The sequence below is a fragment of the Sphingopyxis sp. GW821-FHT12F08 genome (genome assembly GCF_058806755.1).
In genome coordinates this window covers 27,371-43,210 of sequence record NZ_JBXAQA010000006.1, presented here as the reverse complement: position 1 = coordinate 43,210, position 15,840 = coordinate 27,371, and the positions used below count along the sequence as shown (strand labels likewise).

The 15,840-nt window shown below is 66.3% G+C and carries 15 protein-coding genes; 9 read left to right on the top strand and 6 right to left on the bottom strand.

Annotation, left to right across the window (positions count from 1 at the left end):
• Window positions 1-94 precede the first annotated feature (94 nt).
• From cysS to AC1RNQ_RS16275, 4 genes are all read left to right on the top strand, one after another.
• The gene (gene cysS, locus AC1RNQ_RS16290) at window positions 95-1,603 is read left to right on the top strand and encodes a cysteine--tRNA ligase (protein ID WP_493172704.1); all 1,509 of its coding nucleotides are present in this window, start codon (window positions 95-97) and stop codon (window positions 1,601-1,603) included.
• 383 nt (window positions 1,604-1,986) lie between these two features.
• Window positions 1,987-2,346 carry a hypothetical protein gene (locus tag AC1RNQ_RS16285; protein WP_493172702.1) on the top strand — a complete coding sequence of 120 codons (360 nt, stop codon included), beginning with the start codon at window positions 1,987-1,989 and terminating at the stop codon, window positions 2,344-2,346.
• 21 nt (window positions 2,347-2,367) lie between these two features.
• Complete coding sequence (locus AC1RNQ_RS16280; RefSeq protein ID WP_493172700.1) at window positions 2,368-3,312, top strand: D-2-hydroxyacid dehydrogenase; 945 nt, start codon at window positions 2,368-2,370, stop codon at window positions 3,310-3,312.
• Window positions 3,313-3,322: 10 nt separating this feature from the next.
• Window positions 3,323-4,366, top strand: a complete 1,044-nt coding sequence (locus AC1RNQ_RS16275; RefSeq protein ID WP_493172698.1) for a winged helix-turn-helix domain-containing protein — start codon at window positions 3,323-3,325, stop codon at window positions 4,364-4,366.
• Here the strand turns inward: AC1RNQ_RS16275 and AC1RNQ_RS16270 are convergent.
• The 6 genes from AC1RNQ_RS16270 to pyk all read right to left on the bottom strand — a co-directional run bounded on the left by AC1RNQ_RS16270 (window position 4,363) and on the right by pyk (window position 13,216).
• On the bottom strand, window positions 4,363-5,211 hold the full coding sequence (locus tag AC1RNQ_RS16270; RefSeq protein WP_493172696.1) for a metallophosphoesterase: 849 nt from the start codon (window positions 5,209-5,211) through the stop codon (window positions 4,363-4,365). The two genes, AC1RNQ_RS16275 and AC1RNQ_RS16270, sit on opposite strands and share 4 nt — an antisense overlap.
• 43 nt (window positions 5,212-5,254) lie before the next feature.
• Window positions 5,255-7,189 carry a cytochrome c3 family protein gene (locus tag AC1RNQ_RS16265; RefSeq protein WP_493172694.1) on the bottom strand — a complete coding sequence of 645 codons (1,935 nt, stop codon included), beginning with the start codon at window positions 7,187-7,189 and terminating at the stop codon, window positions 5,255-5,257.
• Window positions 7,190-7,208: 19 nt separating this feature from the next.
• Window positions 7,209-8,105 carry a hypothetical protein gene (locus AC1RNQ_RS16260; protein ID WP_493172692.1) on the bottom strand — a complete coding sequence of 299 codons (897 nt, stop codon included), beginning with the start codon at window positions 8,103-8,105 and terminating at the stop codon, window positions 7,209-7,211.
• Window positions 8,105-10,552, bottom strand: a complete 2,448-nt coding sequence (locus AC1RNQ_RS16255; RefSeq protein ID WP_493172690.1) for a cyclic nucleotide-binding domain-containing protein — start codon at window positions 10,550-10,552, stop codon at window positions 8,105-8,107. Before AC1RNQ_RS16255 ends, AC1RNQ_RS16260 begins: the two co-directional genes overlap by 1 nt.
• 247 nt (window positions 10,553-10,799) lie before the next feature.
• On the bottom strand, window positions 10,800-11,573 hold the full coding sequence (locus tag AC1RNQ_RS16250) for an arginyltransferase (RefSeq protein ID WP_493172689.1): 774 nt from the start codon (window positions 11,571-11,573) through the stop codon (window positions 10,800-10,802).
• Between the two features lie 185 nt (window positions 11,574-11,758).
• The gene (gene pyk / locus AC1RNQ_RS16245; protein ID WP_493172687.1) at window positions 11,759-13,216 is read right to left on the bottom strand and encodes a pyruvate kinase; all 1,458 of its coding nucleotides are present in this window, start codon (window positions 13,214-13,216) and stop codon (window positions 11,759-11,761) included.
• Window positions 13,217-13,336: 120 nt separating this feature from the next.
• Between pyk and AC1RNQ_RS16240 the strand changes: the two genes are divergently transcribed.
• The 5 genes from AC1RNQ_RS16240 to AC1RNQ_RS16220 all read left to right on the top strand — a co-directional run bounded on the left by AC1RNQ_RS16240 (window position 13,337) and on the right by AC1RNQ_RS16220 (window position 15,767).
• Window positions 13,337-13,666: a DUF1244 domain-containing protein gene (locus AC1RNQ_RS16240; protein WP_493172685.1), complete on the top strand. Its 330-nt coding sequence runs from the start codon at window positions 13,337-13,339 to the stop codon at window positions 13,664-13,666.
• A gap of 54 nt (window positions 13,667-13,720) precedes the next feature.
• The gene (locus tag AC1RNQ_RS16235; RefSeq protein ID WP_077031925.1) at window positions 13,721-13,963 is read left to right on the top strand and encodes a DUF2312 domain-containing protein; all 243 of its coding nucleotides are present in this window, start codon (window positions 13,721-13,723) and stop codon (window positions 13,961-13,963) included.
• 123 nt (window positions 13,964-14,086) lie between these two features.
• Entirely contained in the window at window positions 14,087-14,404 is a 318-nt protein-coding gene (locus tag AC1RNQ_RS16230) for a YbjQ family protein (protein ID WP_058809179.1), read from the top strand.
• A gap of 14 nt (window positions 14,405-14,418) precedes the next feature.
• Window positions 14,419-14,955, top strand: coding sequence for a hypothetical protein (locus AC1RNQ_RS16225; RefSeq protein ID WP_493172682.1), 537 nt, complete (start codon window positions 14,419-14,421; stop codon window positions 14,953-14,955).
• Window positions 14,952-15,767, top strand: a complete 816-nt coding sequence (locus tag AC1RNQ_RS16220; RefSeq protein WP_493172680.1) for a hypothetical protein — start codon at window positions 14,952-14,954, stop codon at window positions 15,765-15,767. Before AC1RNQ_RS16225 ends, AC1RNQ_RS16220 begins: the two co-directional genes overlap by 4 nt.
• Window positions 15,768-15,840: the final 73 nt, after the last annotated feature.

Here is a 15,840-nt window from a genome sequence, read left to right as displayed (position 1 = left end):
GGCGCCTCACAGTGAAGCGCCCTTCGACAGGCTCAGGGCTAAGGGAATTCAATCGGGTTGACGCGCCCCAAGCGCGCGGGGCATGGGCGCGGACATGACCGACGCCGCATCCCTCGCTTCCGGCCCGCCGCTGAAGCTGTTCAACAGCCTGACGCGCTCCCTCGAGGAGTTCGTCCCCGTCCACCCGGGCGAGGCGCGCGTCTACAGCTGCGGCCCGACGGTCTATAACTATCCGCACATCGGCAATATGCGCGCCTATGTCTTCGCCGACACGCTCGGGCGGACGCTGTCGTTCAAGGGTTACAAGCTCACCCACGTCATCAACATCACCGACGTCGGGCACCTGACCGACGACGCCGACGCGGGCGAGGACAAGCTCGAGAAGGCCGCCGCCGAAAAGGCGCAATCGATCTGGGACATCGCGCGCCACTATACCGAGGCCTATTGGCAGGATGTGAAGGCGCTCAACATCCGCCAGCCCGCGCATTGGTCGATCGCGACCGACTATGTGCCGCAGATGATCGACTTCGCCAAGGCGATCGCGGAGCGGCATTGCTACGAACTCGACGGCGGTCTCTATTTCGACACCGCGACCGTGGCCCATTATGGCAGCCTCGCGCGCGCCGGCACCGACGAGGGCGAGAGCCGCATCGACCCGGTCGACGGCAAGCGCCACCCCGCCGATTTCGCGATCTGGCGCAAGACGCCGCCGGGCGAGACGCGCCAGATGGAGTGGGATTCGCCGTGGGGCCGCGGCGCGCCGGGCTGGCACCTCGAATGCTCGGTGATGTCGGAGGCTCTGCTCGGCTTCCCCTTCGACATTCACACCGGCGGCATCGACCACCGCGAAATCCACCATCCGAACGAGATCGCGCAGAACCAGGCGCACAGCTGCTCCGACGCGAGCGGCGCGCGCTTCTGGATGCACAATAATTTCCTCGTCGAACGCTCGGGCAAGATGTCGAAATCGAGCGGCGAATTCCTGCGCGTGCAGCTGCTGATCGACAAGGGCTACCACCCGCTGGCGTACCGCCTGATGTGCCTGCAGGCGCATTATCGCAGCGAGCTGGAGTTCAGCTGGGAAGGCTTGGGGGCGGCGCTGACGCGGTTGAAGCGGATGTATAAGGCGGTCGCGGTTCAGCTGGCTAAGGAATTTCAGCACACCGGGCAGCCGGTCGAGAACCCGGCCAACTTCGAACCGATCCCTCGTGAGAAATGGTCAAAAGTGGAGGTATTGGGCTACCTTCAGGACTTTGACGCCGCCGTTTCCGAGGATCTGAATACGCCGAAGGCAATCGTGGTTCTTGAGACTGTCCTCGGCGACCCAACGATTGATAATGGGCTAAGATGGCATCTCGTCGCTACGATCGATCAGGTGCTTGGCCTCGATTTTCTGAAACGCGCCCGCGCTGACTTGCGCGTCCGCCCCAGGACGGCAACAATCACCGAGGATGAGATCGAAACCGCCCTCGCCCGCCGCAAGGAAGCGCGGGCGAACAAAGACTTCTCAACTTCGGATGCACTGCGCGACGAACTTATCGCCGCCGGTGTAGAGGTGATGGACGGCGATCCGCTGGGCTGGGAGTGGCGGCTGGAGACTTAGCCGTCGCAGCCACGGCGAAGGGCGGTTTTCGGGCGAAAGGCGACACCCGCTTCAACCACAATCGTCACCCCGGGCTTGACCCGGGGTCTGCCTTGTCTTGAAGAAAAGGCGGATCCCGGATCAAGTCCGGGATGACGAAGTGAAGAACGGCAACATCCGCTCCCCACCCCCAAAACCGCCGCCGTCAAAAAAGGCCTTTCCTAATTTATCCGGCTATGCAAGCGTCGATCCTCGCTCTTTCGTTCGGTCGGTGGTGCGGTTACCCGAGGCCTGTTGGGAGGCGCACAGGGCTGAACTTTCCTGAACTTTAGAATAACGCAAAGGCAGTTCCCAACCCCAAAACCGGCCTTGCTTACACCCCTGTAAGTGCTACCCTCTCCGCCATGCTCGACCGTATCGCCTGGCTCATCCTCGCGCTCATCCACCTGATGCCGGCGCTCGCCTTCTTCCGCCCCGCGATGCTCACGCGCCTCTACGCCGTCGACGCGCAAAGCCCGACCTTCCTGCTGCTCCACCACCGCGCCGCCTTGTTCCTCGTCGTTTTCGCCATCTGCGTCTGGGCGGCCTTCGATCCCGGCGTGCGCCGCCTCGCGAGCGTCGCCGCGGCGATCTCGATGCTGAGCTTCCTCGCGCTCTACTGGCACGCGGGATCGCCGCCCGCGCTGCGTATCATCGCGCTCGCCGACCTTGCCGGGCTGCCCTTTTTGGCGATAGTGGCGTGGCGGGCCTTTTCTCCCGCCTGAAACACGGGAAACCGCCTGCCCATGACCAAGACCGTCACCGTCCTTTCGGGCCTCATCCGCCCGCTCGTCGAAAACCGCCTGCCGGGCTGGGTCGAGCCGCGCTTCTTCCAGTCGAAAGAGGAAGCGATGGAACTGGCGCCCGCGGCCGAGATTGGCTGGTTCGACATGTACGACAAGCGCGACATGGCCGCCGCGATTACCGCAGCGAGCAAGATCAAATGGCTCAACTCGATCTACGCCGGGGTCGATGGCATCCCGCTCGATCTGCTCCGCAAGCGCGGCGCGGTGCTCACCAACGGGGTCGGCATCAACGCGATCACCATCGCCGAATATGTCGTGATGGGCATGCTCACCGTCGCCAAGGGCTATCGCGAGGTCGTGCGCGCGCAGGAGCGGCGCGAATGGCTGCTCGATTCGCCGGGCAAGGTCGAGCTCTACGGGTCGAAGGCGCTGCTGCTCGGCTATGGCGCGATCGGCAAGCTGGTCGAGGAGCGGCTGAAGGCGTTCGCGGTTGACGTCACCGTCGTTCGCCGGTCGCCCGGCCCGAACACGCTCGGCCCCGACCAGTGGCGCGAACGGCTCGGCGACTATGACTGGGTGATCCTCGCGGTCCCCGCGACCCCCGAGACCGACGGCATGATCGGCGCCGCCGAACTCGCGGCGATGAAGCCGACCGCGACGCTGATCAACATCGCGCGCGGCAGCGTCGTCGACCAGGCGGCGCTGGTCGCCGCGCTCGATTCGAAACAGATCGCGGCCGCCTTCCTCGACGTCACCAGCCCCGAACCTTTGCCCGCCGACGATGTGCTGTGGAGCCTCGACAATGCACATATCACGATGCACCTGTCGGGCCGCGCGCAGGACAAGATGTTCGTCCGCGCCGCGACACGCTTTCTCGAGAATCTCGATCGCTGGCAGCGGGGCGAGCCGGTCGCGCCGCAGGTGGACCTGACCCTCGGCTATTGATCGTCCGGCGATGCTACGCTTCGACCGCTTCACGCTCGACACCGCCGACCGGCGGCTGCTGCAGGGCGGCGTTCCGGTCGATCTCAACGCGCGCTATTTCGATGCGCTGACGCTGCTCGTGCGCGAGGCGGGCAGGCTCGTGCCCAAGGACCGCTTCCTCGAAGAGGTGTGGCGCGGGGTGCCCGTCACCGACGAGGCGCTGACCCAGTGCATCCGCACGCTGCGCAAGCAGCTCGGCGACGATGCGGCGCACCCGCGCTTCATCGAGACGGTGCCCAAGCATGGTTATCGCTTCATCACGGCGGTCGAAAGCGACGCCGCGACCGCCCCGGCCGCCGCACCGCCCACGTCCGGTTTCGGCGTGCGCCAATGGCTACTGCTCGGCGGCGCGGGCACGCTCGGCGGCGGCGTCGCGGGGCTGTTCGGCGGCATGCTCTACGGCTTCGCAGGCGCGTCGCAGGCGGCGGGCGGTGGGCTCTCGATCCTGCTCGTGCTCATCGCGATGACCGTCGCGCTCGCGCTGCTCGGCGGCGCAGGGGTCGCCTTCGGCATTGCCGCGGCGGGTTTCGCGCCGACGCATCGCGGCGCGTGGACGGTCGCGGGCGGCGCCTTCGGCGGCCTCGTCGTCGGCGCGCTCGTCAAGCTCGTCGGGCTCGACGCCTTCGCGATGCTCTTCGGCCGCTCGCCCGGCGACATCACCGGCGCATCCGAGGGGGCGCTGCTCGGCGCCGCGGTCGGGGTCGGAGCCTGGCTCGCCGACCGCACGCCCGCCCTGTCGCTCCGCCGCAGCATCGGCCTGCCCGCGCTCGCCGGCGCACTCGGTGGCCTCGCCATCGCGCTCACCGGCGGACGCCTGCTCGGCGGCAGCCTTGCGTTGCTGGCCGGGGCTTTCCCGACCGCACGCCCGCATCTCGACCCGATCGGCGCGCTGTTCGGCGAAAGCGGCATCGGCCCGGTCAGCCGCGTCGCCACCGCGACGCTCGAAGGCGCGCTCTTCGCGAGCTGCCTCGTCGCCGCGCTCGTCTTCGCGCAGCGCCGCCTCGCGCTCGATTAGGCCGGCCGCTCGGCCTTCAGCTCGCGGACCAGCGGTTGCAGCCGCTCGTCATATTTCGCGAGCATCGTATGCGCCCCGGCATGGTCGTAGAAGCTCACCAGCTCGCGCCCGTTCCAACGGTGGAGCGCATAGGCGGGATCCTCGGCGACGATCATCGGGCGGTCGTCGGGACGGTCCTCGTCGATCGGTCGCAAATCGAGCGACACCTGCGGCGCGGTCGACGAGCAGATCGCGACGGTGCGCCCCTCCCACGCGACGGTGACGCTGCGATGGAGGTGGCCGCAGATGAGGCCGCGGACCTGCGGATGGCGCTGCACTACTTCGGTGAACACCGCGACCCAGGGTTCGTCGGGGTGGGTGTTCATCCACTCGATCCCGCTTTCGACCGGCGGGTGGTGCATCACGATATAGGTCGGCTTGGCGGGGTCCTTCGCCAGCTCGGCGTCGAGCCACGCCGCGCGCGCTTCGCAAAAGGCGCCGCCGTGGCGCCCTTCCTCGAGCGTGTCGATCGTCACCAACCGCAGCTCGGGCAGCTCGATCGTATATTGGATAAAGCCGTTGCCGTCGTCGAAGCCCGCGAATTGCGCGTGGAAATTGTCGCGCAGATCATGGTTGCCGACGCTCGGCCACACCGGAAAGGGGCAGCGCGAAAAGGCGGTCGCCAGCCGGCGATAGCTGTCGGGATCACCGCGGTCGGTGATGTCGCCGGTCGCGAGCAGCAGGTCGGGCCGGTTCGGGCCGTCGATGAGCACATCGAGCACCTCGTCGAGCCGCTTGCGGTTATATTCCGCCGGATTGTCCGGATCGAACCCGATATGGATATCGGTGATCTGGGCGATCAGCATATCGGTCCCCTGCTCGGGCCGCCCGGTCGCGACCGCCCTGTTGTCATCCGCCCCTTTGAGTGGCTTGTAGCGCGGGTAAGCGCCAAGTCACATTATAAAGATTCCGCCCCGCGCGCCCTGTGATCATGCTCACAGCATAAGTATCGTGCGCCGGTTGTTTTGTGATGAACGCGGTCTTTTTCTTGCGCTGCGTCGGCGGCATCCACGGCTTGCCGCCGTCGTTATGATATTCGTGGCACATCGCGCAGGGCGATTCGGTCGCGGTCTCGACCTTCACCAGCCGCGCCCCGCTCTCGCCGACATGGCAATCGCGGCATTGGCGCAGCCCGGGGACGAGGAAGTCGGTCGACGCCTTCGATCCTTCGGCCGCGGTATGGCAATCGGCGCAGTCGGTCTCGCGGTGCGCGTCATGGTCGAACCAGCCCTTTTCCAGGAAGCGCGGGGTCTGGTTCACCGCCGCGACGCGCCAGTTGTTGCCCGCCGCTGGGGCGAAGATGGTGTGGCAGTCGTAACAGGCGCCGCCCTTCGAGAAGACCGCGCGCACCGCATCCTCCGCACGGCTCGGGCGCACCGCGACCTCGCGGAAATAGATGTTGTACACCTGCCCCTCGGCATAGGCGCCGGGGCGCCGCCGCGCCATGCCGCCGAGCTGCAGCGGCCGCGTCGGCGGGGTCGAGCGATAATAAGCCATCAGGTCGGCGACGACCTGCCCGGGCTCGCCATGGCGGAGCGTGCGCGTCACCCCGCCGACGGTCTCGAAGGCCAGGCTGTGGCACATGGCGCAGTCGCGCTCCATCTCGACCGGCTTGATCCGCACCCCATCGGCGTCCGGCCGATGGCAATTTTCGCATTCGAGCGCCTTGCCGAAATCGTAGCGGCCGCGGAAGCTCGCCGCCATGCGCGCGACGCCCCCGGTCGCCTGCAAATGCATGTCGTGCGGGAATTTGAGGCCGTTATAATCGACCAGCCCCTTGGTCAGCAGGGTGCGCGCGGGCTTCGCGCCGGGCGCCGCGCGGACGAGCGGGCGGAATTCGGGGTGGCCGGTGCCGAAGTCGGCCGCGTCGGCGAGCTGGGTCGGGTGCCCCGCCGCCTTCAGCCGGCCCTGCATGCCGTCGTGGCAGTCGGCGCAGAATTTCTGCGGCGTCGCGGGCATCGGCCCCGCGCCCTCATGCTCGGTATGGCATTCGACGCAGCGGCCCTGCGGCCGGTTGAAGGCGCTCGCGAAACCCGCGAGGATCTTGTCGCCCATCCCCGGCGGCTGGCGCGCGGCGATCAGCATCGCGGTGGGCGCATTGGCGTGCGCGGTGCTCATCATCTTGTGCTCGCCGGTGTGGCAGCCGACGCACGCCTTGTCGGTCACCGCGACGAAGGGCTCGACATGGCACGACTGGCAGTCGTTCTTGAGGCTCGCATGCGCGCTCGACAGCGGCCCCGACAGCCAGGCGGTGTCGGCATGATAGCCGTCCGGCCGCTCGTCGACATCCTTGTAGCTCGCCCACGCCCAGATCGGCCCGACGAGGAAGGCGAGCAGCATCAATATGGCAAAGGTCCAGGCGCCGACGCGCTTGCCGAGCATCACCCCCTGCAGCGAGAAGGCCTTGGCCTCGTCGACGTCCTTAGACGATTGCGACAGCTCGTCGATCCGCTCGACGAGCAGGATGATGTCGTCATTCTCGCGCGCGATGGTCAGCCGGTGCCCGCCGAAGCGCAGCTCGGCGCCCGCGGCGCTGTCGATGTCGGCGGCATCGACGCTGCGGCCGTTGATGTCGAAACCCAGCCCCTCGCTCGCCTGCACCCGGACATGGCGACCGTCGGCGCTGGTGATCGTCGCATGATGGGGGTTCACCGCCAGGTCGGCGATGTGGATGATGTTGCTGCCCTCGCGGCCCAGCGTGATCGCGTCGCCCGGCAGCGGCGCGTCGCGGATGATCTGCTTGCCCGTCTTCGTCGTCGAGATGCGGCGCAGGATGAAGCTCATGGTTCCCCCTCCCCTCGCCTTACCAGTAGAAAAAGACGCTGATGATGTGCGCCGACAGCGCCGCGATCAGCGCAAAGGTCAGCGGCACATGCACATAGAGCCAGATTTCGAGCAGCGCCCGGATCTTGAGATGCTGGCGCAGCCGCCCGAGCGCCGCCTGCTTCTGCTTGAGCAGCCCGACCACCTTCTCGCGCGCCTCGGCGTCGCTGCTCCGCGAACCCGCGAGCGCGTGCAGCGCCGCGGCGGTCGCGCAATTGCGATAGCGCCCCGACAGGCGCGCGCCGATCCCGCCCGCGAAGGGATCCTCATCGAGCGCCTTCAACACCGGCGCGGTGTCCTGCGGCGTCAGCGGCTGCGCCGCGGCGTGCAACTGGCGGTCGAAGGCGCGGATCGCCTCGAGCATCTGCATCTGCGTCATCTCGTCGCGGTTGTTCGACAGCGCCTGCGGCAGCGTCGCATAGACGATGATGCCATAGAGCCCCGACAGGATGACCAGCATCATCAGCGCCCAGGCGAGCGTGTGGACGTTCCAGCCGAGCTGGAAGCCGGTGTGCCAGGTCCCGATGACCATCAGGCTGAGCCCCAGATAGACATGCGCCGAGGTCCAGGCCTTCAAGGACCAATAATCGCTCGTCATCTTGCGCTTGCGATAACCCAAGGCGGTCAGCCACAGGATCAGCCCGGCGCCAAGCGTGCCGAGCGTATAGCCGTACCAGCTGCCGCCATTGTGCCGCGGGGTGACGTCGACCAGCGCGTAACTGACGATGATCAGCAGGCAGAGCCCGCCCGAAATCTTGGCCCAGCGGAAATTGGCGTAGCGCAGGAAGCCCTCGTGGCGCCGCTCGCGGACGCGCTCGGTCTGCGTCGCCTTGCTGCGGCGGCGGGCGCCGAACAGGTTCGAAAAGAGGCTCGCCATCAGCCGGCGTCCTCTTCGAGCCTTGCGATCGACAGGAATTCCTCGGGCGAGACGCGGATCGCGGCGCCGGTCGGACAGGCGCGCACGCAGGCGGGACCGCCGGCGATGCCCTTGCACATGTCGCATTTGACCGCGATCTTCTTGGGCTTTTCCTCGCCCAGCTTCTTCTTGGTCCATTTGGGCGAGGGTTCGCCCGGGCCGGGGCCGAAACCGGTGAGCAGCCAGCGCAGCAGGCTCGGCTTCTCGGGCGGCGCCGCCTCCATGCGGATCACGCCATAGGGGCAGTTGCGCATGCAATTGCCGCACCCGATGCAGCCAGGCTCCATGAACACTTCGCCGTCGGGGCCGCGGTGGATGACGTTCGGCGGGCAGTCGGCCATGCAATGCGGGTGCTCGCAGTGGCGGCAGCTCGTCGGCACGTGCAGATGCGCAAAGGTCTTGCCCGCCTCGCGGTCGAGCCGCGACAGGCCCTCGTGGCTGTCGGCGCAGGCCTTTTCGCAGTTGTCGCAGCCGACGCACAGATTCTCGTCGATCAGCAGCGCGTCGGTCGCCTCGCCCAGCCCTTCCTTCATGATGAAGCTGGCGGTGTCCGAATACATGTCGACCGCGCTCGAATAGCTCGCCTTGCGCGATTCGATGAAGGCGTTCATCGCCGCGCGCTCGGCCACCGCGGCCTCGGTCGCCTCGCGCACCTGCGGCCGCTTGGCGAGCATTTCCTTGAACTGCTGGCCTTTCAGCCGGATGACTTCGCTCGCGACCGCGGCCTTCACCGTGGCATTGCGCGGCGCGCCCGACAGCACCGCCATTTCGCCGAAATAGCTGCCCGCGGGCAGGTAGCGCAGGAAGATCGCCTTGCCGCCGATATCCTTCTCGACGACCATCGACCCCGACCGCACGACATAGACGTCGTCGCCCTCGTCGCCCTCGGCGACGACCACCTTGCCGGCGGGGAAGCGCTCGATCGCGGGATCCTCGACGATCGGCTCGAGGTCCTCGACCGTCAGCCCGCCCTTGAAGATCTGGAGCAGCTGGCGCTCGAGCGAGATGCGGTTGATCACGCGCTTGGCGCCCGGCACTGCCGCCATCAGCTTCAAGGCCGCGGTGCGCGACACTTCGACGAAGATGCTGTCCTCGCCGGCGCGGATCGTCGCGCCGCGCTTGCGGCCCGAGATCAGGCCGACCTCGCCGAAGATCGATCCCTGCTCGATCGGTACCATCATGTCGGGACCGATTTCGACCATCGCATGGCCATCGGCGATCGCGAACAGCGACGATCCGGGCTCGTCATGTTCGAACACGACTTCGCCCTTGGGATAAAAAGCGACCTTCGAATCGAGCATGAACTCGCGCATCTGCAGCGGCGAGACGTCGGCGAAGATGCGGATGCGCGTGCGCAGATATTCCAGCCATTCGCTGACCGATTTCTTCTGCGGTAAATTCTCGAAGATCGCCGCCAGATCCTTTTCGTCGGCGGGGGTCAGCTCCTTATTGCCGTTGATGAACTCGACGACGTCATAGCCCTGGTTCATGCAATGCTTGATCAGCGGATAGCCCGCGAGCGCGCCGATCACGAAGATGCCGGGGACGGTCGATTCAAAGGTCGGCGACAGCTTGGGAAAGGCTTCGCGGTCAGGCCCGGTGAACTCGATCCCCATCGATTCGACGAAGCCGCGCGGCGCCACCGATCCCAGGCGCGCGACGATGACGTCGCAAGCGATCTTCTCGTCGCCGGTCGGCGTCTCGAGCGTCAGCCAGCCGGGCTCGACCAGCTTGGGCTGCGTTTCGGTGCGGATCGACATGAAGCCATTCTCGCCCGCCTCCATCATATCGGAGACATTCTTCGCCTTGGCGCGCGCGAAATCCTTCGAGCGGTTGAGGATGGTGACGGTATTTTCCAGCGCCTCCTCGGCGACGCCGAGCGCGTTTTCGATCCCCGCATCGCCCGAGCCGACGACGGTGATATGCTTGTCCTTGAAATCCTCGGGATCGTCCACGGTGTAGATGATGTGCGGCAGGTCGTTGCCGGGGCAACGCATCCGGTTCGGATTGCCCTGCGTCCCGATCGCGAGGACGATGGTCTCGGCGTGAAAGACGTCGCCCTTGGCGGTCTTGATCGCGAACGCGCCCTGTTGGCCGGTCACTTCGGCGACCTCGGCATGATAGGCGACATTCACCTTGTTGTTCGCGGCATCCTCGTCCCAATTGCCGAGGATATATTCGCGCGCACCCTCGGCGAAGCGGCAGTCGGAGCGCAGATCGAGCCGGTCGGGCGTCGCGAGCACGCGCTTGCCCTTCTGATATTTGAAGATGGTGTCGGAGAGATGGTCGGTCTTTTCGAGCAGCACGTGGCTCATGCCCAGCTGCCCTGCGCGCGACGCGGCGCTCAGCCCCGCCGGACCCGACCCGATGATCGCGACCTTTACGACATTGGGGACCGGTTCGCTCACGCGCGCGGCCCCCGCCGCAAGATGCGGCCGGCCATCGCTGTCACGATGCTGACGAACCTGCGCACGGGCATCCCTGTCCCCCTATCGCCAGCCCCCCGGCGAGTACAAAACGGATGCGACCCGGACTTATGTCCTGGACGACAGGCTATGCCCTTGAAAGCGGGGACAGGTCAACCGGTGACCCGCGGAAAACCGTTGTTGCGAGCGGTTCTCAAATACCGGAAAACAGGTGGGGAAAGGAGCGGCCTCAGGCGAGCTCGAACTGCGGTGCGATCGTCGCGGGCATCGTCGGCTCGAAGCGCGACCAGCCGTCGGGGCCGAGCTTTTCGAGCGGGCGGAAGCGCGCCTTATACGCCATGCGCGCCGACCCCGCGATCCAGTAGCCGAGATAGACATAGGGCAGCCCCGCCTTCGCGGCGCGCTCGACATGGTCGAGGATGATATAGGTGCCCAGCCCCTCGCGCATCGGGTGGCTGGCGTCGAAGAAGCTGTAGATCATCGACAATCCGTCGCTCTGCCGGTCGGTCAGGCAGCAGCCGATCAGCCGGCCGCGCACGCCGTCGACGGTCGGTTCGCGATATTCGATCAGATAGCTATCGACCGGGGTCTGTTCGACCATGTCGGCGAAATCCTGCTCGTCCATGTCGGCCATGCCGCCATTGGGATGGCGCGAGGCCAGATAGGACCGGAGCAGCGCATATTGTTCCTCGGTCGCCCAGGGCTTGCACGCGGTCGCGACGATGTCGCCGTTGCGGCGCAAATTGCGCTTCTGCGAATTATTGGCCGTGAACGCGTCGGTGCACACACGCACCGAGACGCAGGCGGTGCAATCGGCGCAGCTTGGGCGATAGGCGACCGACTGGCTGCGGCGGAAACCGATGCGCCCCAGCGCGTCGTTGAGCTCGCCCGCGCTGTGACCGCTGAGTTCGGTGAACACCTTGCGTTCGGTCTTGCCCGCCAGATAGGGGCAGGGCGCCGGGCTGGTGACGAAAAAGCGCGGGAAACGGAACGGGGCGGACACGCGGGCTTCATCTCCGAAACTGGCGCGCGAGACCCGATGCAGGCCCCCCGACGCATTGCTTGCCCGGCGGTTATGCCGCGCCGCGCCGATGGTGCAAAGAGGATTTACCAATATTGCGGGCCGCGGCGCGAATCTGCAGTGAAATATTTAACGCGGGCGCGGGCACCTGTGCCGGACTGAGTCAATCACCCGCCATAACCGCGCAATTCATCGCCGGTCAGCGTCGCGACGTGCAGCACATTGGTCGACCCCGGCGTGCCGAAGGGCACCCCCGCCATCATGACGAGCTTCGATCCCGCCTTGCCGATGCCGTGGCGCAGCGCCATGCGTTTGCCCTTGGCGATCATCTCCTCGAAGCTGCCGATATCGCGCGTCGATACCGCATGCGCGCCCCACAAGAGGCCCATGCGCCGCGCGGCTTCCTTCTTGGGGGTCAGCACCAGCAGCGGCGCGTTAGGGCGCTCGCGCGCGACGCGGCGCGCGGTCGATCCCGAGAAGGTGAAGCAGATGATCGCGTCGGCGGCGATCGTGCGCGTGATGTCGCCCGCGGCCTCGGACAGCGCATCGGCGGTCGTCGCGTCGGGCGTCGTCTCGGTGAAATGCAGGCGGCGGAAATAATCGGGGTCGCCCTCGACCGAGCGCGCGATCATATCCATCATCGTGACCGCTTCCACCGGCCAGGCGCCCGCCGCGGTCTCGGCCGAGAGCATGATCGCGTCGGCGCCGTCGTAGACCGCGGTCGCGACGTCGCTGACCTCGGCGCGGGTCGGCGAGGGCGAGACGATCATCGATTCGAGCATCTGCGTCGCGACGACCACCGGCTTGCCCATGCGCCGCGCGGTCGCGACGATGCGTTTCTGCAGCGGCGGCACCGCCTCCGGCGGCAATTCGACCCCCAGGTCGCCGCGCGCGACCATCGCGGCATCGGCGAGCTCGAGGATCTCCTCGATCCGCTGCACCCCCGACGGCTTTTCGAACTTCACCAGCAACGCCGCCTTGCCGCCGATCAGCGTCCGCGCCTCGGCGACGTCCTCGGGCCGCTGGACGAACGACAGCGCGATCCAGTCGACCCCCTGCTCGAGCGCGAAGGTCAGGTCCTTGCGGTCCTTCTCGGTCAGCGCCGCGAGCGGCACCACGACGTCGGGGACATTGACCCCCTTGCGGTCCGAAATCTTGCCGCCGACCTCGACCACCGTATCGATGCGCGTCGGGGTGACGCTCTTCACGCGCAGCACCAGCTTGCCGTCGTCGATCAGCAGCCGCGTATCGGGCTCGAGCGCCGCGAACAGCTCGGGATGCGGCAGGTGCACGCGCGTCGCATCGCCCGCCGTCTTGTCGGCGTCGAGCGCAAAGGCCTTGCCCTTGACCAGCTCGACCGGGCCGCTCGCGAAAGTCCCGACGCGCAATTTCGGCCCCTGCAGGTCGACGAGGATCGTCGTCGGCCGCCCGGTGTCCTTTTCGAGCGCACGGATCGCCGCGATCACCTTGGCGTGCCCCGCATGATCGCCATGGCTCATATTGACGCGAAAGGCGTCGGCGCCCGCGCGGTGCAATTCGGCGATCATCTCCGGGTTCGCGCTCGCGGGACCCAGCGTCGCGAGGATGCGCACCTTGCGCTGGCGGGGGGTGAAGCTCTGGACCACGGGGGGCTCCGGTCAAATCTTGGGGTGGATGTCGGCCGCTTGCCTAGGCGCGTTGCGATGGCCAAGGCAAGCCGCGTATAGCTATTCATCACCCCTTACCCGCCCAATGGAGAAACGATCATGTCTTGCAGCGAAGAACAGAACGCCCCGCAGGACAACCTCGACGCGCTCGACGATGCCGCCGCGGCGGCCGCCTTTCGCCGCCTCGTCCGCCTGCTCCGCCACCGCAGCGACGCCGCGAACATCGACCTGATGGGGCTCGCGGGCTTCTGCCGCAACTGCCTCGGCGACTGGATCGCCGAGGCCGCGGACATGGACGAGGAGGCGGGCCGCGCGATCGTCCACGGCATGCCGACTGCCGAGTGGAAAGCGCTCCACCACACCCCCGCGACCCCCGAACAGCTCGCCCGGATGGAAGAAAGCATGGCGAAAAATCCCCGACCCGATTAGGGACGCGCCAGCCGCGATTCTCGCGTCATCCTATCCCCACCATCGGAGTCCAAAATGAGCGAAGCCACCACCACCGACCAGCAACTGCGCCTGTTCATCGAGCGCATCGAACGGCTGGAAGAAGAGAAAAAGGGCATCGCCGACGACATCCGCGACACCTATAACGAGGCGAAGAGCAACGGATACGATCCCAAGATCATGCGCCAGATCGTCCGCCTGCGCAAACTGCCGGTTCACGACCGCAAGGAAATGGAAGCGATCCTCGACGTCTATAAATCGGCGCTCGGCATCGACTGACTTTCTAGCCCCTTCCCCGTTCGTCCTGAGCTTGTCGAAGGACCGTTCTTCTCTGTAAACGTCGAAGAACAAGGACGGGGCTTCGACGAGCTCAGCCCGAACGGAATAGAGGGAGCCAAATTCATGTTCAGCACCACCACCAACACGCTCGAAGGCCATCCGGTCCGCGAATATCTGGGCATCGTCACCGGCGAGGTGATCGTTGGCGCCAACCTGTTCCGCGACCTGTTCGCCAGCATCACCGACATCGTCGGCGGCCGCTCGGGCAAATATGAGGACGTCCTCGCCCGCGCGCGCAAGGAAGCGATCGGCGAGATGGAAGCCGAGGCCGCGCGCCTCGGCGGCAATGCGGTGATCGGCGTCGACCTCGATTACGAAGTGCTCGGCCAGAACGGCTCGATGCTGATGGTATCGGCCAGCGGGACGGCGGTCGTCGTTTGACGAGCATTCGCCCGATGCGGAGTTTACACGCCCTCGTCCTCGCCTTGCTGGCAACCGCCCCCACGCTGGCCGTCCGGGCGCAGGAAACGCTGCCCGACCCGGCCACGATCACCGTACCCACCATTCCGGTGCCGGCCGATCCGAAGGTGCGCGAGGAAGGCTATAAATTCTTCTATTTCCACAAACCGTCGGTTAGTTTTGCCGAGGCATATGCCGACCTTGCCGAATGCCAGGGACTGATTGCCGGCACGATCTTCGGGACGGGCGGCCTGCTCCCCGGCTTCCGGCCGTGGGTGGAAACGCCGCGTCCGCCGCAAGGCTATGGACCAGGCGCGAGCAGCCTGCTGGGGTCGATCCTCATCCCCAAATTCGAACGCGGCCAACGCAACAACAAGCTCCGCCGCTGCATGGAACCCCGCGGCTACGCCCGTTATCCGCTTCCCGAGGCGATCTGGGACCAGCTCAACGATGACAAGAATGAGCGGGCGTTGCTGATGCAGGCGAAATTGGCGTCGGGTCCGGCGCCGCAAGACGAGAAGGTAAGCGAATGACCCGGTTGCTCTTGGTCCTCGCGCTGCTCCTCTGCCCGACGCTCGCCTTCGCCAAGGGCGGGCAGAACGTTACGATGCATCGCACCGCACCGGCGTCGCTCGCTGCCGACAAGGCCTATCTGTTCTTCCAGTCCAGCACCGCCAAGTCGGGCATGATGAATATCGAGCACGTCCTGCTGCGTGTCCCTACCGACGCAGAGGTCGCCGCCTATCGCGCAGCACGCCAAATTGCTTATGACGCCGAGTTGCCGAAGCTCGCCAAGAAGGCCAAGGGCGGGCGTGTGCCGACGATTGAGGAGTTCGTCTTCCCTTATGCCGGCCCCGCTAACGCCTTTGCGATCGACGGCGGCGACTTTATCGAAGACGGCACGATGCGGGGCTTCTTGGTCGAAGCGGTCCCCGGCACTTATGTCCTGTACGGCGTTTCGGTCGGCGGGCGCGACGTGACCGCCTGCAACTGTCTCGGAACGGTGAAGTTCGACGCCCGGGCCGGGACGATCACCAACATGGGCGCGCTCTACGCCGACAAGGTGCACAAGGAATCGCCGATCCCCCATCTCGAAGACAATCTCGGCCCGTCGATGTTCAACTATGGCTTCATCCTCGGGCAGGCGCTCGTTCCGCCCCAAGCCGCAGACGCTGCCCCGGCGGCACTTGCGGGGCTGCCGATGGTCAACGCCGAATATCACGCCGTCGGTCTGTTTCGCGAGATCGGCTCACCCTTCGTCAACCGCCTCGCGCCGGTCCCGGGCATCCTCGACTACGACCGCGGCAAGGTCATCGACCTGCGCACCGGCCAGCCCGTCAAATAGCGACTCTGCCGCCAAGCCCGTTGAAAATTCCGCCGCACTCGGCAATAGGCGCCACATTCATTCATCGATCGGG